The 25,170-nt window shown below is 70.2% G+C and carries 23 protein-coding genes; 7 read left to right on the top strand and 16 right to left on the bottom strand.

All coding sequences use genetic code 11. The features are described 5' to 3' along the window. On the bottom strand, positions 1-1,449 hold the full coding sequence (locus DO944_RS00655; RefSeq protein ID WP_112613717.1) for a cation:dicarboxylate symporter family transporter: 1,449 nt from the start codon (positions 1,447-1,449) through the stop codon (positions 1-3). 117 nt (positions 1,450-1,566) lie between these two features. Between DO944_RS00655 and DO944_RS00650 the strand changes: the two genes are divergently transcribed. Together DO944_RS00650 and DO944_RS00645 are read left to right on the top strand one after the other, a co-directional pair. Then, positions 1,567-2,868 carry an ATP-binding protein gene (locus DO944_RS00650; RefSeq protein WP_309300084.1) on the top strand — a complete coding sequence of 434 codons (1,302 nt, stop codon included), beginning with the start codon at positions 1,567-1,569 and terminating at the stop codon, positions 2,866-2,868. Further along, positions 2,865-3,545: a response regulator gene (locus tag DO944_RS00645; RefSeq protein ID WP_112613715.1), complete on the top strand. Its 681-nt coding sequence runs from the start codon at positions 2,865-2,867 to the stop codon at positions 3,543-3,545. The genes DO944_RS00650 and DO944_RS00645 overlap by 4 nt, the downstream gene beginning before the upstream one ends. 46 nt (positions 3,546-3,591) lie before the next feature. On the opposite strand, the gene DO944_RS00640 is transcribed toward DO944_RS00645, so the two are convergent. After that, entirely contained in the window at positions 3,592-5,580 is a 1,989-nt protein-coding gene (locus DO944_RS00640; RefSeq protein ID WP_112613713.1) for a glycosyltransferase, read from the bottom strand. 150 nt (positions 5,581-5,730) lie between these two features. On the opposite strand from DO944_RS00640, the gene DO944_RS00635 reads away from it, so the two are divergent. Continuing rightward, positions 5,731-6,414 (top strand): DedA family protein, encoded by a 684-nt coding sequence (locus tag DO944_RS00635; protein WP_112613711.1) that lies wholly within the window; start codon positions 5,731-5,733, stop codon positions 6,412-6,414. On the opposite strand, the gene DO944_RS00630 is transcribed toward DO944_RS00635, so the two are convergent. Continuing rightward, a complete protein-coding gene (locus tag DO944_RS00630; protein WP_112613709.1) occupies positions 6,326-6,970 on the bottom strand; it encodes an FMN reductase in 645 nt (214 codons plus the stop codon). The two genes, DO944_RS00635 and DO944_RS00630, sit on opposite strands and share 89 nt — an antisense overlap. Then, positions 6,967-8,163: an LLM class flavin-dependent oxidoreductase gene (locus tag DO944_RS00625; protein WP_112615039.1), complete on the bottom strand. Its 1,197-nt coding sequence runs from the start codon at positions 8,161-8,163 to the stop codon at positions 6,967-6,969. Before DO944_RS00625 ends, DO944_RS00630 begins: the two co-directional genes overlap by 4 nt. 147 nt (positions 8,164-8,310) lie before the next feature. Here DO944_RS00625 and DO944_RS00620 point away from each other — a divergent pair, with 147 nt between their 5' ends. After that, complete coding sequence (locus DO944_RS00620) at positions 8,311-9,474, top strand: acyltransferase family protein (protein WP_112613707.1); 1,164 nt, start codon at positions 8,311-8,313, stop codon at positions 9,472-9,474. 9 nt (positions 9,475-9,483) lie between these two features. Next, positions 9,484-10,497: an isopenicillin N synthase family oxygenase gene (locus tag DO944_RS00615; RefSeq protein WP_112613705.1), complete on the top strand. Its 1,014-nt coding sequence runs from the start codon at positions 9,484-9,486 to the stop codon at positions 10,495-10,497. Between the two features lie 195 nt (positions 10,498-10,692). Here the strand turns inward: DO944_RS00615 and rpsO are convergent, their stop codons facing one another. Further along, positions 10,693-10,962 carry a 30S ribosomal protein S15 gene (gene rpsO / locus DO944_RS00610; RefSeq protein WP_023951820.1) on the bottom strand — a complete coding sequence of 90 codons (270 nt, stop codon included), beginning with the start codon at positions 10,960-10,962 and terminating at the stop codon, positions 10,693-10,695. A 118-nt stretch (positions 10,963-11,080) separates the two neighbouring features. On the opposite strand from rpsO, the gene DO944_RS00605 reads away from it, so the two are divergent. After that, entirely contained in the window at positions 11,081-12,385 is a 1,305-nt protein-coding gene (locus tag DO944_RS00605; RefSeq protein WP_112615037.1) for an MFS transporter, read from the top strand. A 75-nt stretch (positions 12,386-12,460) separates the two neighbouring features. Here the strand turns inward: DO944_RS00605 and DO944_RS00600 are convergent, their stop codons facing one another. The 3 genes from DO944_RS00600 to DO944_RS00590 form a co-directional block, all read right to left on the bottom strand. Next, the gene (locus DO944_RS00600; protein ID WP_112613703.1) at positions 12,461-13,015 is read right to left on the bottom strand and encodes a YceI family protein; all 555 of its coding nucleotides are present in this window, start codon (positions 13,013-13,015) and stop codon (positions 12,461-12,463) included. 162 nt (positions 13,016-13,177) lie between these two features. Continuing rightward, positions 13,178-13,546: an FKBP-type peptidyl-prolyl cis-trans isomerase gene (locus DO944_RS00595; RefSeq protein WP_023951826.1), complete on the bottom strand. Its 369-nt coding sequence runs from the start codon at positions 13,544-13,546 to the stop codon at positions 13,178-13,180. Positions 13,547-13,730: 184 nt separating this feature from the next. Then, the gene (locus DO944_RS00590; protein WP_112613701.1) at positions 13,731-14,900 is read right to left on the bottom strand and encodes a PrsW family intramembrane metalloprotease; all 1,170 of its coding nucleotides are present in this window, start codon (positions 14,898-14,900) and stop codon (positions 13,731-13,733) included. An 86-nt stretch (positions 14,901-14,986) separates the two neighbouring features. Between DO944_RS00590 and DO944_RS00585 the strand changes: the two genes are divergently transcribed. Next, positions 14,987-15,856 (top strand): fumarylacetoacetate hydrolase family protein, encoded by an 870-nt coding sequence (locus DO944_RS00585; RefSeq protein ID WP_112613699.1) that lies wholly within the window; start codon positions 14,987-14,989, stop codon positions 15,854-15,856. Here the strand turns inward: DO944_RS00585 and DO944_RS00580 are convergent. The 8 genes from DO944_RS00580 to DO944_RS00545 form a co-directional block, all read right to left on the bottom strand. Continuing rightward, positions 15,846-16,997, bottom strand: coding sequence for a LacI family DNA-binding transcriptional regulator (locus tag DO944_RS00580; RefSeq protein ID WP_112613697.1), 1,152 nt, complete (start codon positions 16,995-16,997; stop codon positions 15,846-15,848). The genes DO944_RS00585 and DO944_RS00580 overlap by 11 nt on opposite strands. A gap of 37 nt (positions 16,998-17,034) precedes the next feature. After that, the gene (locus tag DO944_RS00575) at positions 17,035-18,879 is read right to left on the bottom strand and encodes a glycoside hydrolase family 3 protein (RefSeq protein ID WP_112613695.1); all 1,845 of its coding nucleotides are present in this window, start codon (positions 18,877-18,879) and stop codon (positions 17,035-17,037) included. A gap of 56 nt (positions 18,880-18,935) precedes the next feature. Further along, entirely contained in the window at positions 18,936-19,817 is an 882-nt protein-coding gene (locus DO944_RS00570; protein ID WP_112613693.1) for a carbohydrate ABC transporter permease, read from the bottom strand. Between the two features lie 4 nt (positions 19,818-19,821). Continuing rightward, on the bottom strand, positions 19,822-20,772 hold the full coding sequence (locus DO944_RS00565; protein ID WP_112615035.1) for a carbohydrate ABC transporter permease: 951 nt from the start codon (positions 20,770-20,772) through the stop codon (positions 19,822-19,824). 5 nt (positions 20,773-20,777) lie between these two features. Then, complete coding sequence (locus tag DO944_RS00560) at positions 20,778-22,043, bottom strand: sugar ABC transporter substrate-binding protein (RefSeq protein WP_112615033.1); 1,266 nt, start codon at positions 22,041-22,043, stop codon at positions 20,778-20,780. 173 nt (positions 22,044-22,216) lie between these two features. Beyond that, positions 22,217-22,630, bottom strand: a complete 414-nt coding sequence (locus DO944_RS00555) for a DUF4190 domain-containing protein (RefSeq protein ID WP_112613691.1) — start codon at positions 22,628-22,630, stop codon at positions 22,217-22,219. Positions 22,631-22,706: 76 nt separating this feature from the next. Beyond that, on the bottom strand, positions 22,707-24,167 hold the full coding sequence (locus DO944_RS00550; RefSeq protein WP_112615031.1) for an aspartate ammonia-lyase: 1,461 nt from the start codon (positions 24,165-24,167) through the stop codon (positions 22,707-22,709). Positions 24,168-24,221: 54 nt separating this feature from the next. Further along, positions 24,222-25,169 (bottom strand): phosphodiesterase, encoded by a 948-nt coding sequence (locus tag DO944_RS00545; RefSeq protein WP_112613689.1) that lies wholly within the window; start codon positions 25,167-25,169, stop codon positions 24,222-24,224. Position 25,170 lies beyond the last annotated feature (1 nt).

Here is a 25,170-nt window from a genome sequence, read left to right as displayed (position 1 = left end):
TCAGCGCGTCGCGGCCTCGCGGCGGAGGCGAGCGCGCTCCTCCTTCGCCGCGGCCTCCTCGAGGGCGGCGTCACCGAGGCCCTGCGTGTTGACGGCGCCGGTGTCGTTCGACATCCCGTCGTGACCGTGACCGGTGAGCATAGCCTCGTCGAAGGGGCGCTCGCCGCTGAGCACGGCGCGGGCCTGGTCGCGGTCGAACTCGCGGGTCCAGGTTCCGATGAGGATCGTCGCGACCGCATTCCCGGTGAAGTTGGTCAGCGCGCGCCCCTCCGACATGAACCGGTCGATGCCGACGATCACGCCGACGCCGTTGACGAGGTCGGGCCGGTACGCCTGCAGACCGCCGGCGAGGGTCGCGAGGCCGGCGCCGGTGACTCCGGCCGCGCCCTTCGAGGCGATGATCATGAACACCAGCAGTCCGATCTGCTCGGGGATCGACATCGGAGCGCCCATGCCCGCCGCGATGAACAGCGACGCCATCGTGAGGTAGATGGCCGTCCCGTCGAGGTTGAACGAATATCCCGTGGGGACCGTGATACCCACGACCGGCTTCGAGACGCCGACGTGCTCCATCTTGGCGATCAGGCGGGGCAGCGCGGACTCGCTCGACGAGGTCCCGACGATCAGCAGATACTCGCGGGCGAGGTACTTCATCAGGCTGAAGATGTTGATCCGCGCCACGGCGTAGAGCAGCGTGCCGAGCACCGCGACGATGAAGACGATGCACGTGATGTAGAACGCGATCATCAGCACACCGAGGCTCACGATGGCGGCGACACCGGTCTTGCCCACCACCGCGGCGATCGCACCGAAGGCGCCGATCGGAGCGAGCCACAGGATCATGCCGAGGATGCGGAAGACCAGCGTCTGCAGGTTCTTCACGGCGCTCATGATCGGGGCGCCCTTCTCGCCGAGTCCCTGCAACGCGAAGCCGACCAGCAGCGCGATGAACAGCACCTGGAGCACGCTCTCACCGGTGAACGCCGAGAAGAACGTGGTCGGGATGATGCCGAGCAGGAAGTCGGTCGTCGACTTCGCCTCGGCCGCCGCCCCGGCGTCGTAGACCGCGCTCTGCATGTTGAGCCCCTCACCCGGGTGGATGATGTTGCCCACGATGAGTCCGATCGCCAAGGCGAAGGTCGACATCACCATGAAGTAGAGCAGCGCGAGACCGCCGATGCGCCCGACCGTCGCGGCCTTCGCGATCGAGCCGACCCCCACGACGATCGTGCAGAAGATGATCGGCGCGATCATCATCTTGATGAGGTTGACGAAGCCCTTGCCGAGCGGCTCGAGACCGACGGCGAAGGAAGGCCATACGAGGCCGACGACCGCGCCCAGCACGACCGCCAGGATGACCGAGACGTAGAGCCACGTGTGCTTGTCCCAGGCCTGCTTGCCTTTCCGGGCGTTGTACCCCGGCAGGCGGAAAGATGATGTGAGAGCCATGGTCTCCTCCAGCTGAACAGTCGTTGTCCGATGCCGACGTCTCTGTCGGTGCGCTCTCAGCGTCCGGCTGTTCCGCGCGGACGCCGATTTATGGTCGTATTGGTCACGGCCTGCGACGTGGCAGCATCCGACGACGACGACGAGAGCGAGAGCGGCATGACAACGCGCACCCGCAGCGCCGCTTCGCTCGTGTTCGTCGCGGTCGCGGTGGCCGTGGCGCTCCTCACCCTGGCGATCGCCGGCATCCTCATCGCCGACGGCCAGCGGTCCGCGCGGTCCGAGGCCGAGCGCGTCACCCAGGCCGTCGCGCAGACCGTCGCCGACTCGGCGCAGGTCGCCGACCTCCTCGCCGCCGGCGACCGCGACCTCGCATCCGCGGAGCTGCAGCCCCAGGTCGAACAGGTGATCGTCGATGCCCGCGTCGACTTCGTCACGATCATGGACCCGAGCGGCATCCGGATCACGCACCGCGACGCCGAGCGGATCGGCGAGCGCTACCTGGGTTCGATCCCCACCACGTCACGCGCGTTGACGGAGGAGTTCACGGGCACCCTCGGCCCCTCGATCCGCACCATCGTGCCCGTGGAGAGCGGCGGCGCCGTCGTCGGGTGGGTCTCTGTCGGCGTGACCATCGGCAGCATCGCGGCGACTCTGGGGCCCCGCATCCTCGTCGTCGTCGGCATCGCGGCCGCGCTCCTGGCGGCCGGTCTCGTCGGAGCCGTCGTCGCGCGTCGGGCGACGCGCCAGGTCACCGGAGACCTGCCCGCCGGCGCCGTCCGCGACGCCGTCTCGTCGTTCGAGTCGCTCCGCACTCTCGGCGAAGCCCTGCGGGCGCAGACCCACGAGCACGGCAACCGCATGCACACCGCCATCGCCCTGCTCGAGCTGGGTCGCACCCCCGAGGCGATCGAGATCCTCGCCGAGACCTCGCGGCAGAGCCAGGTGCTGGTCGACGAGGTCGCGGCCCGCCGCGAGGGCGACCCGACCGTCGGAGCGCTGCTGCTCGGCAAGGCCTCGCAGGCCAAGGAACGCGGCATCCGGTGGCGCTCCCGCATCGAGCCCGACGCGCCGCGCTCGGTGCTCTCGCCGGTCGATGCCGTCTCGGTCGTCGGTAATCTCATCGACAATGCGCTCGACGCCGCCGCCGGCGGGCCCGAACCGCGCTGGGTGGAGATCAGGATGACGCGCACCGAGGAGGACGAGCTCGAGATCGCCGTGTCGGACTCGGGAACCGGCGTGCCGCCGGAACTGCGGCGCCGGATCTTCGAGCACGGCTTCTCCACGAAACCCGCTGGCGCCGAAGGACGTGGTGTGGGTCTCGCCCTCGTCGCAGCGATCGTCGACGACGCCGGCGGTAGCCTCACCCTCGATCACGACCCGACGACGTTCCGCGTCATCCTGCCGAGGAGGGAAACATGATCGGCGTGCTGCTGGTCGACGACGAAGCCCTCACCCTCGACCTCCACCGCCACTACATCGAGCGGCTGGACGGATTCCGGGTCGTCGCCGAGTGCAGCGGCGCACGTGCCGCCCTGCGAGCCCTCCTCGACAGCCCGGCCACGGACGAGATCGACCTCGTGCTGCTGGACATGACGATGCCCGACGGATCGGGACTCGACGTCCTGCGCCATGTGCGCGCGCGAGCCCGGGATGTCGACGTCATCGCGATCACCTCGGTGCGGGATGCCGACGTGGTGCGCCAGGTCGTCGGCCTCGGCGCGGTGCAGTACCTCGTGAAGCCCTTCACCTTCGCCGACTTCCAGGAACGGATGTCGCAGTACGCGCGCTACCGCGAGCGCGCGAGCGAGACCACGGGCGCGGCGACCCAGGCCGAGATCGACGCGATGCTGGGGGCGCTGCGCCCGGTCACGGCTCCCATCCCCAAGGGGCTCTCTCCCGAGACGTTCGAGCGCGTGTCGAACCGGCTCCGCGAGGCCGGAGCCCTGTCCGCCCGCGAGGCTGCGGAGGCGCTCGGGATGTCGCGCGTCGCGGCGCGACGATACCTCGAGCACCTCGCCGACGCCGGCCGCGCCGAACGGGCCCAGCGCTACGGGGCCCCCGGCCGGCCCGAGGCCGAGTACCGCTGGCGCCCCTGACCGCGCGTCGCTCTCGGCGGGCGGGGATGTGGCGGGGCGGGGCGGGCTACTGCTGCGGGAGGGACGAGCGGCGCGGGGCCGTGGGGCCGATGCGCACGTAGGCGGGGAGCTTGGGAGCGACGCCGTCGCCGGCCGTGCGGCCGCGCAGGCGCCGCCACATCCACGGGAGCGCATCGCGACGCAGCCACGTTCCCGGCACGACGGGATCGTCGTCGAGATGGAAGGCCTCGTCGAGCTCGGCGAGCGCCTCGGCGTGCGGCACCCCGAGCGCTTCCGCCGCGCGATAGGCCACGAGCCGATGCCCGCGCGAGCGCAGATGCACCTTGTCGTCGGCCCACAGCTCGAGGCGGGCGAGTTCCGGCACAGCCTCGAGGTCGACCAGGATGGCGCCCGTCCTCGACGCGATCGTTCGCAGCCGGGCGTTGTAGGCGGCGAAGCGCCGCGCGAAGATGCTCGCCGCGGCCCGCCCGGGAAGGAACACCGTGGCGAGCAGCACATCCGCCCCGGATTCCCGCAACCGCCGGACCGCGATCTCGACCTCGTCGGCGACGCTCGCGACGTCGACCCGGGCCTGCACGAGGTCGTTGGCTCCGATGAGCACCGAGACGAGTTCGGGCCGCAGCGCCAGGCACGCCGGAACCTGCTCGTCGACGAGGTGCCGTACCCGTTTGCTGCGCACCGCGAGGTTCGCGTACTGGAAGGCTCCGGTTCCCCCACCGGCTCGCGGCGCCGCCGAGGCGAGCAGCTGAGCGAGACGATCGGCCCATCCCCGGTGCATCCCCGCCGGCATGCGCGACGTGTCGCAGAGCCCCTCGGTGATCGAGTCGCCCAGCGCGACGTAGCGCCGCCACAGCGGAGGTCCGTCGCCCGCGGCGGGCAGCTCGGCGCGCGGCCACACGCGAGCCCGCCGGGCACGGTCGATCGCATGCAGCTCGCCCGCACGCTCGTAGTGGCCGAGCAGGGCATCGCCGAGGCTCTCCCAGGTGCGCCCGGCGACAGCCTCCCGGGCCGCCGCGCCGAACGCGCGCCGCTTCGCCGCGTCCCCCGCCAGGTCGGCGACCCGGCGGCGGAGGTCGTCGGCATCGCCGGGCCGGTAGAGCCAGCCGTCGACACTGCTGCGCACCAGGTCGAGCGGGCCGCCGCGACCCGTCGCGACCACCGGTACACCGCTCGCCTGCGCCTCCTGGATGGTCTGGCCGAACGTCTCGCTCTCGCCCGGGTGCACGAAAACGTCGAAGCTGGCCATCACGGTGGCGAGCGCGTCCCCGTGCAGATGGCCGAGGAAGACGGCATCCGGCAAGAGGCTCTCCAGACTCGTCCGCGAGGGCCCGTCGCCCACGATGACCAGTCGCACGCCGGGCAGCGAGCTGAGCGCCGCCAGATCCTCGATCTGCTTCTCGGGGGCGAGCCGCCCGACATATCCGACCACGACGTCGCCGTCGGCCGTTTCCGGAACGACCCGCGCGCGCCACGCCTCGTCGCGGCGGTGGGGCGCGAAGCGGATGCCGTCGACCCCGCGGCCCCAGATCGCGACGCGATCGACACCGAGGTCCTGCAGCTGCCGCCGTGCCGCGTCGGCGGGGGCGAGCGTCAGCGTCGCGCGGCGATGCAGCCGCCGCACGTGAGCAGCCGTGAGCGCCGTGGCGTGCGGCACGCCGTAGCGCTCGGTGTAGGCGATGACATCGGTCTGATAGACGGCGACGCTCGGCAGCCCGAGGCCCTCGGCGGCGAGAAGCCCCTGCCAGCCGAGAAGGAACGGCGATGCGAGGTGCACGACGTCTGGGCGGAACTCTCGCAGCGCCCGCGCGACCGAGACCACGGGCGGGGCCGCCACGCGCACGGCGGGATACCGGGGCATCGGGATCGACCGCACCGTTCGACCCGGAACGGCGAGCGGATGCCGTCGCCCCGCGCCCGGCGCGACGACGAAGGCCTCGTGCCCGCGATGCTCGAGATGCTCGAGCACCCGCAGGACCGAACCGGTCACGCCGTTCATGTGGGGAAGGAAGGACTCGGTGACCACCGCGACTCTCACGACACCAGGGTGTCGCCGACGGCGCGCCACTGTCTGCTGAACCAGCCGGAATCGCGCACTGTTCACACGATCCTCCGCGCTCGGTCACCTCGCGGACGCCTGACCGTCGCCGTTCCCGCTCCGTTCATCCACGGCTGATAGGGATGCCGCGTGCTCGACGACCTGCTGACCGCGATGTCCGGCGGCCCCTGGCTCCTCGTCGCGGTCTTCGCGCTCGTCCTCCTCGACTCCGTCCTGGTCGTCGTCCCCGGCGAGATCGCGGTGACGGCGGCGGGAGCGCTCGCCGCGTCGACCGGCGATCCCCCGCTGGCGGCCGTCGTCGGTGTCGCCGCATCCGCTGCGTTCTGCGGGGATGCGCTCTGCTACGCCGTGGGGCGTCGGATCGGCCTCCGCCGGTGGCGTTGGATGCGGCACCGGCGCGTGCAACGCGCGTTCGCGTGGGCGGGGGCTCGGCTGCAGCGGGGAACCGCGACGGTCGTCTTCACCGCGCGCTTCATCCCCTTCGCGCGCCTCGCGGTCAATCTCACCGCGGGCGCCACGCGAGTATCGGCCGTCCGCTTCCTCGCCATCGCCGGGGTCGCTGCAACGTCCTGGGCCACCTATCAGAGCGTCATCGGCGCGGCGATCGGCGCGCTCCTGCCCGATGCTCCGCTGCTCGCCGTGCTGCTGTCGGTGGCCGCGGCGCTCGCGCTGGGCGCCGCGATCGATGTGATCACGGCCGCCCTCACGCGGCGCCGCGAGCGGGTCACTCCCCCGCGAGACCGCCGAGCAGGTGACCGAACGACTTGCCCTCGCCCAGGTACGAGGCGGGGTCGAACGGATCCGCGTCCGTGACGGGCGTGCGTGCCACGACGGCCGCAGCGAGCTCCCGTGCGCCGCGCTCGACCCGCGCACTCAGCGGAGCGACCTCGTCGGCCTTGCTCCCCCAGTCGCTCGACGCCGCGAAGACGCCGGTCGAGACCGGGGCCGCGTGCAGGTACGCGAACAGCGGCCGGATGGCGTAGTCGATCGCGAGCGAGTGACGAGCCGTGCCCGCGTTCGCCCCGATGAGCACGGGCTTCCCGGTGAGCGAGTCGGGGTCGAGCACGTCGATGAACGACTTGAACAGCCCGGAGTAGCTCGTCGAGAAGATCGGCGTCACAGCGATGAGCGCGTCGGCCGAGACGACCGAGTTGATCGCCGACTCGAGGGCGGGCGGGGCGAAACCCGTCAGCAGGTTGTTCGTGATGTCGTGCGCGAGATCGCGCAGCTCGATGACGTCCGCTGTCGCGGTGATGTCGGATGCCGTGAGCTCGGCGATCGTCGCCGTCGCGAGCCGGTCGGCGAGCATGCGGGTCGACGACGGGTTCGACAGGCCGGCCGAGACGACCGCGATACGCCGCGCGCTCATCGTGCCGCCGCCACACCGAAGGCCGAACCTGCGGGCGCGGGAGCGTCCTGGTAGGGCGAGGGGCCGCTGAGGTTGTCTCCGCGATTGGCGCGGGGCCGCGCTTCGCGCGCCGGGCCGTCGCCGTACACCTCACGGACGCGCGCGGCGTGCGTCGGGGCGTCGGGCACTGCCGCGCCACGACCCTGCGCGAGCTCCTTCCGAAGCACCGGGACGACCTCGCCACCCAGGATGTCGAGCTGCTCGAGCACGGTCTTCAGCGGCAGGCCCGCGTGGTCGATGAGGAACAGCTGACGCTGGTAGTCGCCGAACGTCTCGCGCATCGCCGCGTACCGGTCGATGACCTGCTGCGGCGACCCGACGGTGAGGGGCGTCATCTCGCTGAAGTCCTCGAGCGAGGGGCCGTGACCGTAGACGGGGGCGTTGTCGAAGTACGGGCGGAACTGCCGGACGGCATCCTGCGAGTTGGCGCTCATGAACACCTGGCCGCCGAGACCGACGATCGCCTGCTCGGGCGTGCCGTGGCCGTAGTGCGCGAAGCGCTGACGGTACAGGTCGATGAGGCGCTGGTAGTGCTCCTTGGGCCAGAAGATGTTGTTCGCGAAGAAGCCGTCGCCGTAGTAGGCGGCCTGCTCGGCGATCTCGGGGGTGCGGATCGAGCCGTGCCAGACGAACGGAGCGACGCCGTCGAGCGGACGGGGCGTCGAGGTGAAGCCCTGCAGCGGGGTGCGGAACTTGCCCTCCCAGTCGACGACGTCCTCACGCCACAGCTTGTGCAGCAGGGCGTAGTTCTCGATCGCGAGCGGGAGGCCCTGACGGATGTCCTTGCCGAACCACGGGTAGACCGGTCCGGTGTTGCCGCGCCCCATGATGAGGTCGACGCGGCCGCCCGACAGGTGCTGCAGCATCGCGTAGTCCTCGGCGATCTTCACCGGGTCGTTCGTCGTGATGAGCGTCGTGGCCGTGGAGAGGATGAGGCGTTCGGTCTGCGCCGCGATGTAGGCGAGCGTCGTGGTGGGCGACGACGACCAGAACGGCGGGTTGTGGTGCTCGCCGATCGCGTAGACGTCGAGCCCGACATCCTCGGCATGCTTGGCGATGGTCACGGCGGCGCGGATCTTCTCCGCCTCGCTCGGGGTGTGGCCGGTCGTCGGGTCTGCCGTGATGTCGCTCACGGAGAAGATGCCGAACTGCATCCCCGACCAGCCGGTGTTTTCGCTCGTGTGCGTGTTCACGTCGGTCCGCCTTCCCGGATGCCGCAGCATCCGTTTCATGCAAATGAATATAAACCATGCAACGCGGTCGCGCTCGGACTATTCCCCCGGGATAGTGTTTCATCCACGATGACGCATCCCGCCACCGGCACGACCGGAACGCGCCCGAAGCGGCGCGTGCCCTTCTGGGACAACGCCCGCTTCGCCTGCATCGTGCTGGTGGTGCTGGGTCACGCGATCCAGCGCCTGACGTACGACTCCGACATCGCGATGGCGATGTACCTCGTGATCTACGCGTTCCACATGCCCGCGTTCGCGATCATCTCGGGCTACTTCTCCAAGTCCGACCCGCAGTCGCGGCGGCAGATGGCCCGCGTCATCACCGACATCCTCGTGCCGTACGTGATCTTCGAGGGACTCTGGACGCTCACGAAGTTCCTCGTCGAGGGCCACGCGAACCCCAACCCGACCCAGCCCTCGTGGACGCTGTGGTTCCTGCTGGCGCTCGGGATCTTCCGCCTGGTCCTGCCCTACCTCGCGCTCCTGCGGTGGCCGCTCCTGTGGGCCTTCGCGATCTCGGTCATCTCGGGGTACCTCCCGAACATCGATTCGACGCTCTCGCTGTCGCGAACGCTCGGCTTCCTGCCCTTCTTCGTGCTCGGCTGGTGGCTGCGCGACCGCGACGTCGTCGACCGGTTCGACCTGCTGCGGCGCACCCCGACGACCGTGACGGCGGCCGTCGCGACGCTCGGGCTCGCGGGATGGGCGGCCTGGGCATTCATCGGAACATGGCGCGACATCAACCTCGGCAAGTGGATGTTCTACGACGCGAGCTACTCGGATGCGGGCAGCTCCGAATGGTGGGCGGGAGCCGTGCGGGTCGCTCTGCTGCTCGTGGCGCTCGCCCTCACGGCATCCTTCCTGGCTCTCGTCCCCCGCGGTTCGCACCGCTGGACCCGGCTCGGGCAGTACACGATGTACATCTACCTGCTGCACTCGTTCGTGCTGTACCCGTTCCGGGAGTCGGGCGTGCTGCGAGACGCCGAACCCACGTGGGTGTGGCTGCCGCTCGTCGTCGTCGCGTCGATCCTCATCGCCCTGGGTCTGGCCACGGCTCCGGTTCGACGCGTGTTCCGGCCGCTCGTCGAGCCCCGCCCGGCGTGGCTCTTCCGCGACCCGCAGCTCGCGGGCCGCGAGGGCCGGCGCAGCGACCCGACGGGGTCGCGTCGTCCGCGCGAGGCCGGCGAGGTCATCCCGCGCAACAAACGAGCGGATGCCGCAGACGGCTCGTAGCCTCACTGCATGAGCGAGCTCTCCCTTCCCGTTCTCGACTTCTCCCAGCTCGACGGCGACGCCGCCGATGTCGCCCGCTTCCGCGACGAGCTGCGCGCCGCGACGCACGACGTCGGCTTCTTCTACCTCACCGGCACCGGCATCCCCGCCGGTCTCGAGGACCGGCTCCACCGCGTCGCGCGCGAGTTCTTCGACCTGCCCGAGGCCGACAAGCTCGCGATCGAGAACGTCAACAGCCCGCACTTCCGCGGCTACACGCGCGTCGGCGGCGAGCTCACGCAGGGCCGGGTCGACTGGCGCGAGCAGATCGACATCGGTCCCGAACGGTCCGCGGTGGACGACCCCGACGCGCCCGACTACGCCCGGCTCATCGGCCCCAACCTGTGGCCGGCCGCGCAGCCCGAGCTGCGCGAGGTCACCGACGCGTGGGTCGCGCACCTCCCCGAGGTCGCGCGGCGTCTGCTCCGTGCCTGGGCCGAGGCCCTCGGCGCCCCCGCGACCTACTTCGACGACCACTTCGGCGAGCCCCAGACCCTGCTGAAGATCGTCCGCTACCCCGGCAAGGACGACCCCACCCCGCAGCAGGGTGTCGGCGCGCACAAGGACTCGGGCGCCCTGACCCTCCTGTGGGTCGAGCCCGGCAAGGGCGGCCTGCAGGTCGAGCGCGATGGCGAATGGGTCGACGCTCCGCCGGTGCCCGGGGCCTTCGTCGTCAACATCGGCGAACTGCTCGAGTACGCGACCGACGGCTATCTCATCGCGACGAACCACCGCGTCGTGTCACCGCGGTATCCGGACGACCGCATCTCGGTCCCGTTCTTCTTCAACCCCGCGCTCGACGCCCGGTTCCCGCTCATCGACCTGCCCGCCGAACTCGCCGCGGAGGCGAGAGGCGTCACGAAGGACCCGAGCAACCCCATCCACGGGGTGCACGGCGAGAACGCGCTGAAGTCGCGCCTGCGGGCCCACCCCGACGTCGCCGAGCGCTGGCACGCCGACCTGCTCGCCGCGGCCCACCGCTGAGCACACACCGCCGAGCACCCGCCGCCGAACACGCACCGTCTCCGCGAGAACGTACCGTCTAGGGTGCGTGCTCCCGGCGAGGGTGCGTTCTCGGGGTCGTCGGCGGCGCGGGCTCGGGAAAAGCCGAAGGCCGCCCCACACCTGGGACGGCCTTCGCAAGAATGTTTTGCGCGATTGTGCGCGGAGTCGCTCTCCTTAGCGGCGGAGACCGAGGCGCTCGATCAGCGTACGGTAACGCTGGATGTCGAGTTCCTGGAGGTAGCCGAGCAGTCGACGGCGCTGACCGACGAGCAGGAAGAGCCCACGGCGCGAGTGGTGGTCGTGCTTGTGGGTCTTGAGGTGCTCGGTGAGGTCCTTGATGCGCTGCGACATGAGCGCGACCTGCACCTCGGGGGATCCGGTGTCACCGGGGTGCGTCGCGTACTCTTCGATGATCGCCTTCTTGACGTCTGCTTCGAGTGCCATAGATGGGATCCCCTTCCTTCTCATTGCGCGGCGCCCGTCACCCGATGTGCGAGCTCTCTTTATCCGCGGCCGATCGAACGGCAACCGCTCTACTGTACCAGTCATCTAGGCTCGCATGATGCGCCTGCGTCGGGATCACCTCATCGACCTGCGGCCGTTGACCACCTCCCCCGCCTTCGCGCGCATGTGGGTCGGCTCGACCCTCGCCGGCCTCGGCGGGCAGCTGACCATCGTCGCGATCATGCTCCACATGTACGACCTGACGGCGTCGACGTTCGCCGTCGCGATGATCGCGGTCGCCGGGCTCGCGCCGATGATCATCGCCGGCCTCTACGGGGGCGTGCTCGCCGACGCGTTCGACCGGCGCCGGGTCGCCATCATCGCGGCATCCGTGACCTTCGTCTCGACGGCCGTCCTGATGGTGCTGACCTGGAGCGGCGGCGAGACGGTCGCGTGGCTCTACGCCGTCGCGGTCGTGAACTCTGCTGCCAATTCGGTCGTCATGGCGGCACGGCAGGCGATCGTGCCGCGGCTGATCCCCCGCGAGCTGCTGCCCGCAGCCTCGGCGCTCGGCGGCATCACTATGGGGATCATGGTCTCGGTCGGGCCGGCCGCGGCCGGGCTGCTCGTGGCCTTCACCGGCTACGGCTGGACCTACACGATCGACCTCGTGCTCATGAGCGCCCTCTTCCTCGGCCTCTGGTCGTTGCCCAGCATTCGCCCGGAGGGCGCCGTCGTCCGCCCGGGCCTGCGATCGCTCGCCGACGGCTGGCGCTTCATCAAGCGCGCGAAGAACATCCGGCTGCAGTTCATCCTCGACATCATCGCGATGACGTTCGGTCAGCCCACCGCCCTCTTCCCCGCCATCGGCGCAGTGCTGCTCGGCGGCGGCGCGATCACGACGGGGCTCCTCACGGCCGCCATCGCCGTCGGCGCGTTCTTCTCGAGCCTGTTCTCGGGACCGATCGCGCGCTACCCGATGCACGGCCGTGGCATCGAGAGGGCGATCATCGCCTACGGCGTCACGATCGCCCTGTTCGGCGCCGTCCTGCTCGCGGGGTCGTTCGGTGTACTCGCCCCGGGGACCGTAGGCGAGGAGTCCGCGAACGTTGCCCTGATCGCCCTCGCCGGCCTCGCGCTGGCCGGTTCCGGCGCGGCCGACAACGTCAGCTCGATCTACCGCAACACGATGGTGCAGGCCGCCGTCCCCGATGCGATCCGAGGCCGACTGCAGGGCCTGTTCATCGTGGTCGTCGCCGGCGGTCCGCGGCTGGGCGCGCTGTACGCCGGGACGCTCGCGACCGTCACGGCACTGTGGTTCCCGCCACTGTTGGGCGGCTTCATCATCGTCGGTCTGGTGGCGCTCCTCGTGCGCCTCGCCCCCGCGTTCCGCGCCTACGACGCGGCCCACCCGACCCCGTGAGCCGGCCGACGCGCCCCCGGAGACACGACGAGGGGCGGATGCCGCAGCATCCGCCCCTCGGAGAGAACCGGGCGATCAGGCCTGGATGGAGCCCTGCAGGTCGAGCTCGATGGTGACGTCCTTGCCGACGAGGACGCCGCCGGTCTCGAGTGCGGCGTTCCAGGTGAGGCCGAACTCCTCACGGTTGATGACGGTCTTGGCCGTCGCGCCGGCCTTGTAGTTGCCCCACGGGTCGGTGCCGAAGCCGCCGAACTCGACCTCGAAGGTCACCGGCTTGGTGACGTCCTTGATGGTGAGGTCGCCGTCGACGAGGAAGTCGCCGCCCTGCTGACGCACGCCGGTCGAGACGAACGTGATGTTGGGGTAGTTCTCGACGTCGAAGAAGTCGGCGCTGCGGAGGTGGTTGTCGCGCCCCTCGTCCTTGGTGTTGATCGAGGCGACGTCGACCTTGGCGTCGAGAGTCAGCTCGAGCGGGTTCTCGGGCGCGACGATGGTCGCCTCGGCGACGGCGAAAGTGCCGCGCACCTTCGAGATCATCATGTGGCGGACGCTGAAGCCCACCTCGCTGTGGGAGGCGTCGAGCACCCAGGTGCCAGCCTTGTAACCGGGGATGTCGGTGGTCGTGGTCATGATCGTCCTTCGTCGTAGGTGTCCGGGAGGGGTCCGGCGTACAGGGGCGGCAACGCGACCCTCGCACAGCCTATTCCCGCGAATGTAAATTTCCGGTTGCCGAACGACGACGGGCGGATGCCGCGCTCTGCAGCATCCGCCCGTCGAGAGGTATTCGCCCGGTCAGCCGACCGCGAGCAGGTCGATGATGAAGATCAGCGTCTTGCCGCCGAGGAAGTGACCGCCGGCGGGGCCGTAGGCCAGGTGCGGCGGGATCACGAGCTCGCGGCGTCCGCCGACCTTCATCCCGGGGATGCCGTCCTGCCACCCCTGGATGAGGCCGCGGAGCGGGAACTGGATGCTCTCACCGCGGTTCCACGACGAGTCGAACTCCTCGCCGGAGGTGTACTCGACGCCGACATAGTGAACGGTGACGGTGTCGCCGGGCTTGGCCTCGGCGCCGTCGCCGACGATCAGGTCGCGAACGACGAGGTCATCGGGAGCGGGCCCCTCGGGGGCGTCGATCTCGGGCTTGGTGCGGTCGTCAGTCATGGTGTCCATCCAACCCGAGGGCGGGGACGGGTGCAACGCGGCGCCCACCCGAGCGCACCTCTTGACGCGGCGCGGCGGCGGGAGGATCATGAGGGCAGGCCAACTCAGCGCCCGGGAGACATGCAGGCATCGCCGCAGCACCGGGCGCTGAGTCTTTCCCGGGCGGTGTCGTCCCGGTCGAGAGTCACGGTCGCAGCAGGGCCTGTCGCAGGCGCGTGGCCCGGGCGAGATGCTCGCGCTCGTCGGAGAGCGCCCGATCGTCGCGGCCGGTCAGCGCCCGTTGGCGTGCGGCAGCGAGACGCGTCGCCTCGGCGATGAATGCCCGCATCGTCTCGGTGCGGTCGCCGGGAAGTGTCCGAGCCCAGGCCAGCGCGCGCCTTCGGCCTCCCCCGGTGGCGAGCAGGTCGACCTCGACGGGGGTGAACCAGCCCGCCGCGGCGTAGTCGTCGAGCCGTTCGCGGGTGAGGCGCGCCTCCTCGCGGCGCAGCAGCAGCACGCCGATCACGAACCCGATGAACAGAGGCACCTGGAGCGTCACGTAGAGGGCGAAGAAGTCGGCGAAAGCAGCCGAGCCGTTCCAGAGCGCGTGCAGCAGGATCGCGACGGCGAGGCCGGTCGCCCAGGGCCCGAACACGGCGGCGCCCCGTGCTCCCCGCCGCACGGCGAGTCCGACCGCGAAGCCGGTCGCAGCCGTGAACATGACGTGGGCGAAGGGCGAGAGGATGCCGCGCAGCACGAACGTGACCGACACCTGAGCAAGACCGCCGGTGATCAGGCTGTCGGCGAAGTAGAGGATGTTCTCGGTGAAGGCGAACCCCGCCCCGATCATCGCCCCGTAGACGACGCCGTCGACGGGGCCGTCGAAGTAGCGGCGCCCGAGACGGAGCATGAGGAGGATGCCGAGGCCCTTCGCGATCTCCTCCACGATGGGCGCCTGCACGACGCTCTTCATCGCCTCGAGGAGCGGGTCACGCGCCGGACCGGTGGCGATGGTCACGAGAAGGTCGACGCCGAGCGCGATGACCACCGACGCGACGGCGCCCCACAGCAGCGCGATCCACAGCAGCCGTGGCGGCTCGGGCTCCCAGCGATCGACGATGCGGACGACCCAGAGCACTCCCAGCAGCGGCAGCAGCGCGAGCACGGCTCCCACGATCGAGGCGAACCAGCCGAGGAACGACACGAGGTAGGCCGCCAGCCCGAGGAGCAGCACCACGAGGACCGCGCCGACCCAGAGCGCCGCCCAGCCGCCGGGACGCGCCCGGACGGGGACGACGGGCGGCGAGGTCGGCGCGGCCGGGATGGGACCGGGGTGACCGGGCTGCGGCTGCGAGAGAGGCGACGGGAACGACACGCCCCCACCCTAGAGCGCGGGCGGCGTCCGCCCTATGGCGAGGACGTCGCGCCGCGACCGAGTCGCGAGCCGGGTAGCCTGAGAGCATGCGCTTTGCCCACGTGATGACCGCGGGGGCCGACGATCCCCGCCTCGTGCTCGTCGAAGACGACCGGGCCACGTTCGTCGGCGACCTGTTCGCCGGCGCACCCGAACGACTGCAGCAGCTCATCGAGCTCGGCGACGACGGGCTTGCGCGCGTCGCGGACGCGTCGACGAGCGAGGGCGTCGCGTGGCACGACATCACCGGCTCGGCGTTCGCATCTGCCGTTCTGGCCCCGCCGATCGTGCTGGCCGTCGGGCTGAACTATGCGGCGCACTCGAGCGAGCTGGGCCTGAAGGCCGACACCGCGCCCACCGTGTTCACCCTGTGGCCGAACTCGCTCACCGCGCACGACGCGATCACGTCGTGGCCGCGGAGCCTCAGCGAGTCGGTCGACTACGAGGCCGAGCTCGGCGTCATCATCGGCACGGCGGCCAAGGACGTCCCTGCCGACACGGCTCTCGACCACGTCTGGGGCTACACGGTGGTCAACGACATCACCGCGCGCGACATCCAGTTCTCCGAGGCGCAGTGGTCGCGCTGCAAGTCCTTCGACGGGTTCACGCCGACGGGACCCTACGTGGTGACCGCCGACGAGGTCCCCGACCCGCAAGACCTTCACATCTGGGCCGTCGTCGACGGCCAGACGGTGCAGGACGCCTCGACGGGACAGATGATCCGCTCGGTCGCGACGCTTGTCGCGCACCTCTCGACGGCGGCCACGCTCCTGCCCGGCACGCTCATCTCGACCGGCAGCCCGGGCGGCGCCGGCTACTCGCGCGACCCGCAGATCTTCCTGCGCGACCGCTCCGTCGTCACCGTCGGGATCGACGGGATCGGTGAGCTGCGGACGCACTGCCGCATCACGGACTGACCGGGCACCCGCAGCTTCCGCCGACCCGGAGCCCCACCTCGACGCGCACGCTGCGCCGCGCCGAGCCGTCTCCCGGATCGGTCAACAGCAGGTGGGCGGCGATGCGCCCCATGAGCTCCATCGGCTGGCGCACGGTCGTCAGCGGCGGCGACGACATCCCGGCCGCCTGGATGCCGTCGAAGCCGGCGAGCCGCACGTCGCGGGGCACGACGATGCCCCGGGCGTGCAGCACGTCGAGCGCGGCGAGCGCGATCTGATCGGTCGCGCACAGCACCGCTTCGGGCAGCGTGCTCTCGCGTGCTCGTGAGCTCAGCCCCGGGAACGCCGGTGCGCGCTCGAGCTCGACGGTGTCGATGATCTCGGCGCGCGCGCCGGGGTGAGAGGCGACGGCATCGAAGAAGGCGGCGCGGCGCTCATCGGTGTCGAAACCGGCGGGTGCGTCGATCCACCCGAAGGTGGAGACGCCGTGGACCTCGACGAAATGATCGACCAGCATCCGCTCACCACCCGCGTTATCGGCGAGGACATGGTGCGCTTCACCCAGCGGCGAGCTCAGCACGGCGACCGGGAGCGTCGACGACACCGAGCCGAGAGACGCGGTCACCGTCGGGCCCGGCAGGATCGCGAGGCCGTCGACCTGCCCCGCCGTGTCGGCGATCTCGGACGCCCCCAGTCCCCCGGTGCTGAGCAGCACCGCGGTGCCGGCCCGCTTGCACTCGAGCACGAAGCCGCGCTGGATCTCATCGACGTAGAGCGGGAACGTCCGGGGAGCGCTCCGGCGGACGTCCTCGTCGGCGTCCCACGCGATCAGGTCGACGTCGAGGTCGAGCTCGGCGAGATCGGTGAGCCCGGGCGGCGTCGGCCGCTCGGGAGCCGCACCCGAGGTCAACCCCGTCTCGACGGGCGGCGCCGATTCGACCAGCAGATCGAACAGATGCAGCCCGAGCACCCCGGTGCGGCCGCGCGCGAGGTTCCGGGCCGAGCCGCTGGGGACGTATCCCAGCTCGCGTGCGACCCGCAGCACCATGTCGCGGGTCTCGGTGCGCACCTTGTCGGGGCGCCGGAACGCGAACGAGACCGTCGCGATCGACACCCCGGCTCGTTCCGCGACGTCGTAGACCGTGGGTCGTCCGACCACCATGACTACCTCGATTCCCCGGGGAGTCTACCGACGCACCTCACGCCGACACGATCGACAGTCCGGTCCCCCGCGGGAAGATCGGCTCGTCCGTGTCGCCCGGGACGTCGGTCCGGGAACGGCGCACGGCGTCCATGGATCGCGGGATCTCGACCGGCAGCGTGCCCCGCGGCGGCACCGCGCCGGTGAGCGCGGCGAGCACTGCGGCATCCGAGCTGCCGTAGTCGGCGACGATCGCCGAAGCGACCGGAACGAAGGGGGTGAGGACCGCGGGCCGGTCGAGGCCGACGACCAGCACGAGCGGGGCGTGCGTCGCGACACGACCCAGTCGCGACACCAGCCCGGGGCCGAAGTCGAGGGAACCCTGGTGGAACCACTTCTCGAGGAACAGGTCGTCGCGAGGCTCGAAGGGCGCTCCGACACGGACGATCGCGACGTCGGCGTCCTCGGGCCGCTCGACGCGGTCGCCGTACGGCGCGATCGCGGCGTCGCCGACGTTCTCGGCGTAGATCCTCGGACGGGGCGCCGAACGGATCGGCAGCACCTCGTCGCGGTTCTGCAGAACGGTCAGCGACTCCGCCTGCGCGCGGGTGCCGAGCGCGCGGAAGTCGGCGTTGCCGACGATGCGCTCGGCCTCGTCCTCGTCGACGTACGGGTCGTCGAAGAGACCGAGCCGGAACTTCACGAGCAGGATGCGCCGGGCCGACACGTCGATGCGCTCGAGCGGCACGGTGCCGGATTCGACGAGGTCGACGAGCAGCTCCGTGCACTCCTCGCCGCCGAACTGGTCGACGCCGGCGTCCAGCAGCCGCAGCATCCGCTCCGTCGGGTCGAGCTCCTCGACGCCCCACGCGCGAGCGGGCAGCACCTGGTCGCCGACGTGGTTGTCGTTGACGAGCTCCCAGTCGGTGACCACGACGCCGTCGTAGCCGAGCTCGTCGCGCAGGAGGTCCGTCACGATCTGACGGTTGTAGGCGAACCCGACCTCGGCGATCGGCACGCCGTTCCGCTCGAGCCCGACCGGCATGCCGTAGTACGGCATCATGCCGGCCGTGCCGCGCCGGATCGCCTCGCGGAAGGGCTCGAGGTGGTAGTCGAACATGCCGCCCGGGTAGACCTGCTCGCGTCCGTACGGGAAGTGCGCGTCTTCACCGTCGAGCTGCGGCCCGCCGCCCGGGAAGTGCTTCGTCGTGCACGCGACGCTCTCAGCGCCGAGCACGTCGCCCTGGAAGCCGCGCAGGTAGGCGGCGGTGATCTGCGAGACCCGCTCGGCGTCGAAGCCGAACGTCTGGGCCTGACGACCCCAGCGAGCTTCGGTGGGGAGGTCGATCTGCGGGTGCAGCGCCGCCCGGATGCCGACCGCGCAGTACTCGCGACGGGCGACGTCGGCGAACTGCTCGATGACCTCGAGGTCGTCGAGCGCGGCGAGCCCCAGCGGCTCCGGCCACTGCGAGAAGGGACCCGCGGAGAAGGCGACGCCGGTGTTCTCGACGAACGCGTGCCGCGGATCGGTGCTGATCGTCACCGGGACGCCGTGCGGCGTGCTCTCGGCGAGTCGCTGCAGGTTGTTGTTCCAGCAAGCGCCCTCACGAGCCGTGCGGATGGCGTGCACGTTGAAGTGCGTCATGTTCTTGCCGACCACGACGTCGGTCGTGGGCGACTTCGAGATGGCGCCCGGTGTCTCGAGGAGCTCGCCATCGGGACCGATCTCGATGACGGTCTGGAACATGAGGCCGATCTTCTCGGCCGGCGACATCCGGCTGAGCAGATCGTCGGTGCGCTCCTCCGGGGTCAGGCGCGGGTCCTCGTAGGGGTCGAGGACGCCATTGCCGTTGAGGTCGCGGAAACGGGTTCCATCGGGCGCGGTGTGGAATTCGGGTCGCATGAGGTGCTTTCGCTTGTGGGGGGACGGATGCGGCGACGCGGAGGTCGGCGCGTGGGTCACTTCAGACCGGTGGTGGCGACGCCGCGGATGAACCAGCGCTGCAGGAAGACGAACAGCACGATGATGGGCGCGATGACGAGCACGGATCCGGCCAGGAGCAGTCCGTAGTTGGTCGCGTTCTGTCCCGTCGAGTAGAGCGAGAGCGCGACGGGAAGCGTGTACATCTCCTCGGTCTGGGCCGCCACCAGCGGCCAGAGGAAGTTGTTCCAGGAGGCGAGGAACGTCAGGATGCCGAGGGTCGCGAGCGGCGGCCCGCACAGCGGCATCACGATGCGCGAGAAGATGCGCCACTCCCCCGCCCCGTCGAGGCGGGCGGCCTCGAGCAGCGCGTCGGGGATGCCCATGATGAACTGCCGCATGAGGAACACGCCGATGGGGGCGGTGATGAAGGGGAGGATGAGCGCGGGGTAGGTGTTGACGAGCCCGAGCGACGAGACCATCACGAACAGCGGCACGAAGGTGACGACCCCCGGCACCATGAGCGTCACCATCACGAGGATGAAGAGCACCTTCTTGCCGGGGAACTCCATCTTCGCCAGGGCGTAGCCCACCATCGAGCAGAACACGATGTTGCCGAGGACGGTGACCACCGCGACGATGAGGCTGTTGGCGAAGAAGTGTCCGAAGTCGAGAGGCCCGAACCACTGCGCGAAGTTCTCGCCCGTCGGGTTCTCCGGGAACCACGTCGGCGGGCGGCGCAGGATCTCCCCCTGCGTCTTGACCGATCCGAGCACCATCCACAGGAACGGGATGAGCCACAGGGCGAGTCCGACGGCCAGGACGGTGTAGGTGATCGCACGCGGACCGAACCGACGGCGGCGGCGCGGAGCGGGCGGCGGCGTGACGGTGTCCACCACGGGAGCGGGGATGGTTGTCATCGGGTCAGTCCTTCGAACGGAGCAGCCGGAACTGGAGCAGGCTCAGCAGGGCGATGGCCAGGAACAGGACGTAGCTGGCGGCGGAGGCCAGTCCGTACTCGCCGAAGCCGAACTGCTGGAAGGTGTAGTAGGCCACGGACAGGGTCGAGTCGAGCGGTCCGCCCTTGGTCATGACGAACGCCTCCTCGAAGAACTGCAGGTAGCCGACGGAGATGAGGACCGCCCCGAGGAGGATCGTGGGGCGCAGCAGCGGCAGGGTGACCGAGATCAGGCGCCGCCACGATGACGCGCCGTCCATCGTCGCCGCCTCGTTGACGTCCTGCGGAACGGCCTGCAGGCCCGCGAGGAAGATCACCATGAGCGTGCCGACGTTGCGCCACACCGCCATCATGATCAGCGACGGCAGGGCGAAGGCGGGGTCGTTGAGCCAGTTCGGGCCGTCGATGCCGACGAGCGCGAGGGCCGAGTTGAGCAGGCCGTCCGGCTGGAGGATGTAGCGCCAGACGACCGCGACCGCGACGATGCTCGTGACCACCGGCGCGTAGAACCCCACCCGGAAGAACGCGACGATGCGGCCGCCGCCGCTGTTGAGGGCGAGCGCGAGGGCGAGCGCCAGCACCATCGTCACGGGGATGCCGACCACGACGAAGACCGCGGTGACCCCGAGGGACGTGATGAAGCGCGGGTCCCCGAAGAGCGTCGCGAACTGGTCGAGCCAGACGAAGTTCACCGCGAACGGCGAGGTGATGTCGCGAGCGGTGAAGTCGGTGAACGACATCGCGAACGACCCGACGATCGGGAAGAGCATGAAGACGGCGAACACGGCGACGAAGGGCAGGCAGAACGCCCAGGCGATGAGCGCCTGACGCTTGCGCAGCCGTGCGTGCAGCCCGTCGGGACGGGAGGCCCCGCGGCCGGAGTCGGCTCCGGCCGCGGGGAGGGTGGTGGTGGACATCGAGGTCACTCGAGTCCGATCGCGTCGGCGTCGGCCTGCAGCTTCTGCAGCACCGCGGGAACATCCGCTCCGCCCCGACGCAGCTGCTCGAGGGCCTGGTCGCCCTTGGCGGCCACCTGCACCCAGCTGGTCGTCACGGGCGGGGCCTTGGCGGTCTGCAGCTGCTCACCGAAGGTCGTCAGGCTCGCGTCGTCGGCAAGGGCGGGCGCATCCCACGCGGCCTGGAGAGCGGGCAGGTCACCCGTCTGCTCGTAGAACGCCGCCTGAGTCTCGGGCTCGCTGAGCCAGCGGACGAGCTTCCACGCCGACTCGGCGTTCTTGCTCTGGTTGAACACGACGAGGTTCGCGCCGCCGCTGAAGGACACCGACCCGGTGTCGGCGGGCAGGACGGCCGTCGCGTACTTCGAGGCGAAGTCCGCACCTCCGAGCAACTCGAGCTGACCGCGCAGGAACGGCCCCTCGACGACCATCGGCGTGGTTCCGGCCACGAACTCGGCCTCGGTCGCGCCGGCGGAGATGTCGGCGTTCGCGTCGGCGAGCCCCTGGTCGAAGAAGCTCTTGTAGTACTCGAGCCCCTTCGTCATCTCGGGGGTGTCGAGGGTCCAGGCGTCACCGTCGGTGAGCTCCGCACCGGCGGACCACGGCATCCACATCGCCCCCTGGAACGAGTCGTTGCCGCCGGGCATCCGGATGCCGTACTCGGCGCCCGCCTTCTCCTTCATGTCGGCGGCGAGCTGCTGCAGCTCGTCCCACGTCGTCGGAGCCTGGGACCAGCCGGCCTGCTGCGCGAGGTCGGTGCGGTAGTACAGCACGCGCGTATCGACGTACCACGGCACACCGGCGGCGCGGTCGTCGAACTCCGTCGTGCTGAGGGCGCCGGGGAAGAAGCCGTCGGTCGCGATCTCGGCCGGGACGGTGGCGAACGCGTCGCCGAAATCCGCCATCCACGTCGAGCCCACCATGGCGACGTCGGGGGTGTTCCCACCCGCGATCGCCGTCTGGAACTTGTTGTGCGCCGCGTCCCACGGAATGGCGGTGACGTCGATCTTCACGTCGGGGTTGGCTTCCTGGAACTCCTTGACGAACTCCGGCAGGGCCTCGCCCTCCGCACCCATCGCCCATACGCTGATCGTGCCCGTGGCCGGGCTGTCATCGATCGTCGTGACCTCTGCGGGCCCGGCCGCCGACTCGTCTGCACGGCCGCAGCCGGTCAGGATGAGCGACACCGCAGCGAGGGTGGCGATGCCGCCTGCCACTGTCTTGAACTTCACGTCTTCCTCCTTGAATCGCGGGATCGCCGCGGCGATCAAAGCGCTTAACCTTTGCGCTGGCGTCGAGTTTAAGCGCTTTGACTGCTCGGACGCAAACGTCCCGAGCGACTCCTGAGGTGGGCAGACGAAGAGCCCCCGCGGACGATGTCCGCGGGGGCTCTTCGGGACGCGAACTACCGCACGGAGGAGCAGGACTGCGTCTGGCCCCACACCGTCACGGTGTCGGCGCCCTCGACCACGCAGGTCTGATAGATCTCGTTCGCCGCGTTGCCGAAGACCGAGAACAGGACGATCGCGACGACCACACCGATCACCATGAAGACGGCGCTGATGATGATCGCGGCGAGAGCGAGGCCGTTCTTACGGCCCGCCTTCTTGCTCTGGACGAGCGCCACGATTCCGAGGATGAGACCGACGAGCTGCAGCCCGACGGGAACCAGCGCGAGGATGAACGCGACGATGCCGAGGGTCTTTCCCGGCACCGGGGCGTTCGGGTTCTGGTACGACGCGTCGGAGGACGACGTCGGGTACGCCGGCGGCTGGTAGGCCGGAGGCTGCGGCGCGGACGGGTTGTTCGGGTCGGTCATGGGATCCCCCGGTCGGTCGGAAAGCGATGAACAGCCTCGACGTTATCGACAGCGGGCCCCGCGGCACAAAGCCTTGTCAGCCCGAGACGCTCTCCTCGGCGTCGGCGAGGACGATCGGGATGGCCGCCGTCACGGCCTGCAGACCCGACAGGCGCGCGGGCGAGAGCTGCTTGTCGACCTCTTCGCGCGACATCAGCCCCGCCTCGACGACGAGATCGCCCACGTTGCGGTGCGTCAGCAGCGCGGTCTTGGCCAGGGCCGCTGCGGCGGCGTAGCCGATGAAGGGCGTCAGAGCCGTCACGACACCGACCGAGGACCCGACCATGGCCCCGAGGCGCTCGCGGTTCGCCGTGATGCCGTCGACGCAGTTGACGCGGAGCGTCCGCATCGCCCGCCGCATCCAGGTGATCGACTGGAAGATGGAGTGCGCGATGATCGGCTCGAAGGCGTTGAGCTGCAGCTGACCGCCCTCGACCGCCATCGTCACCGTCAGGTCGGCGCCGGCCACCGCGAAGGCGACCTGGTTGACGACCTCGGGTATGACCGGGTTGACCTTGCCGGGCATGATGCTCGACCCCGCCTGCCGGGCCGGCAGATTGATCTCACCGAAGCCGGCCTGGGGTCCGCTCGAGAGCAGCCGCAGGTCGTTGCTGATCTTCGACAGCTTGATCGCGTTGCGCTTCAGCGACGACGAGAACGACATGAACGAGCCGGTGTCGCTGGTCGACTCGACGAGGTCGACGGCGCTCGACAGATCGAGGCCGGTGATCTCGCGCAGATGGCGGACGACAGCGGGGCGGTACTCGGGATGGGTCGTGATACCGGTACCGATTGCGGTCGCGCCCATGTTGATCTCGTAGAGCAGCGAGGCGTTCTCGCCGAGACGGGAGTGATCCTCCCCCAGCGTCGTCGCGAAGCCGTGGAACTCCTGCCCGAGCGTCATCGGGACGGCGTCCTGGAGCTGCGTGCGACCGACCTTGAGGACGTCGTGGAACTCGACGGCCTTCGTGAGGAACGATTCGCGCAGCAGCGCCAGCTCGTCGAGAAGCCCCTCCAGGTCGAGGGCGAGCCCGACCTTGATCGCCGTCGGGTAGACGTCGTTCGTGGACTGGCTGCGGTTCGTGTGGTCGATCGGCGACAGGAACGCGTAGTCGCCCTTGGGACGCCCCGCGAGCTCGAGGGCGATGTTGGTGATGACCTCGTTCGCGTTCATGTTCGTCGAGGTGCCGGCACCGCCCTGAACGACGCCGACGACGAACTGGTCGTGGTACTCGCCGTCGATGACGAGCTGAGCGGCACGGTCGATCAGGTCCGCGCGCTCGGCATCGAGCACCCCGATCTCGCGGTTCGCGCGCGCCGACGCCTGCTTGACCATCGCCAGGGCCCGGACGAGGTCGCGATAGACGGAGATCGGCCGCTGCGAGATCGGGAAGTTCTCGAGGGCACGAGCGGTGTGCACGCCCCAGTAGGCGTCGGCGGGAATCTCGAGCGAGCCGAGCGAATCGGTCTCGGTGCGGGTGGCGGGAGTGGACGACATCATGCGCTGGTCCTTGTGGGTCTCACGGCGATGGGAGGGACGGTCCCAGCCTAGTCAGCGCTTGCGCGAAAACGCCTCGAGACGCTCCTGCGGCGACAACCGCGCCATGTCGGCGACCCATTCGGCGGAGAAGTACTCGCCGGTCGGAGCCTCGACGACGGGCACGACGGTGTGGGTGATCACCTCGTCGTAGACGTGCACGAGCTGGAACGCCTGGCCGGCGTCCATGCCGTTGACCGCCTGCGGCGGGCGCTGGAGGTTCATCGTGTAACACGTGGCGGAGGCGACGGAGACGGGAATCCCCGCGAAGGTGCCGGACGTGGAGTAATGCAGGTGACCCGCGAGGATGCCGCGCACGTCCGTTCCCGCGATGGTCTCGGCGAGGGCGTCCTGGTCGCGCAGCTCGAGGATGTCGAAGAAGGGCACGTGGCTGGGCAGCGGCGGGTGATGCATCGCGAGGATCGTGCCCTGGGGCGCGGGCTCCGCGAGGATCTCGCGCAGCCAGTCGCGCTGACACGCGTCGATCTCACCGTGGTGCCAGCCGGGCACCGTGGAGTCGAGGGCGATCAGGCGCAGGCCCGCCAGATCCCAGACCCCGGTCAGCGGTTCCTGCGTCGGGGGCCCGCCGAACAGCCCCACGCGCATCGCGTCGCGCTCGTCGTGGTTGCCGGCCACCCACACGACCGGTGCACCCAAGCGGTCCGCGACGGGCTCGACCGCGTCGCGGAGGCGGCGGTAGGCGTCCGGCTCGCCGAGGTCGGTCAGGTCACCGGTGAAGACCAGCGCGTCGGGTCGGACGCCGGTGCGCTCGATCGCCGCGAGCGTGGCGGCGAGGTTGGCCTCGACGTCGTAGCGCCCGCCGAGCGCGGCCCCGCCCGCCAGCAGGTGGGTGTCGCTGACATGGACGAGGACGTGCGCCGCGGGCTCGTGACGCCCGAAACGCACGGATGCCGCGCGGTCGCGGGGCTGCGTGGAACCGTCCGACGGCACTGCTGAGGTCATG

Source organism: Microbacterium sp. SMR1 (genome assembly GCF_003289625.1).
Classification (GTDB): domain Bacteria; phylum Actinomycetota; class Actinomycetes; order Actinomycetales; family Microbacteriaceae; genus Microbacterium; species Microbacterium plantarum.
The sequence above is the reverse complement of the archived record's forward strand: the minus strand, read 5'-3'. Positions and strand labels throughout refer to the sequence as shown.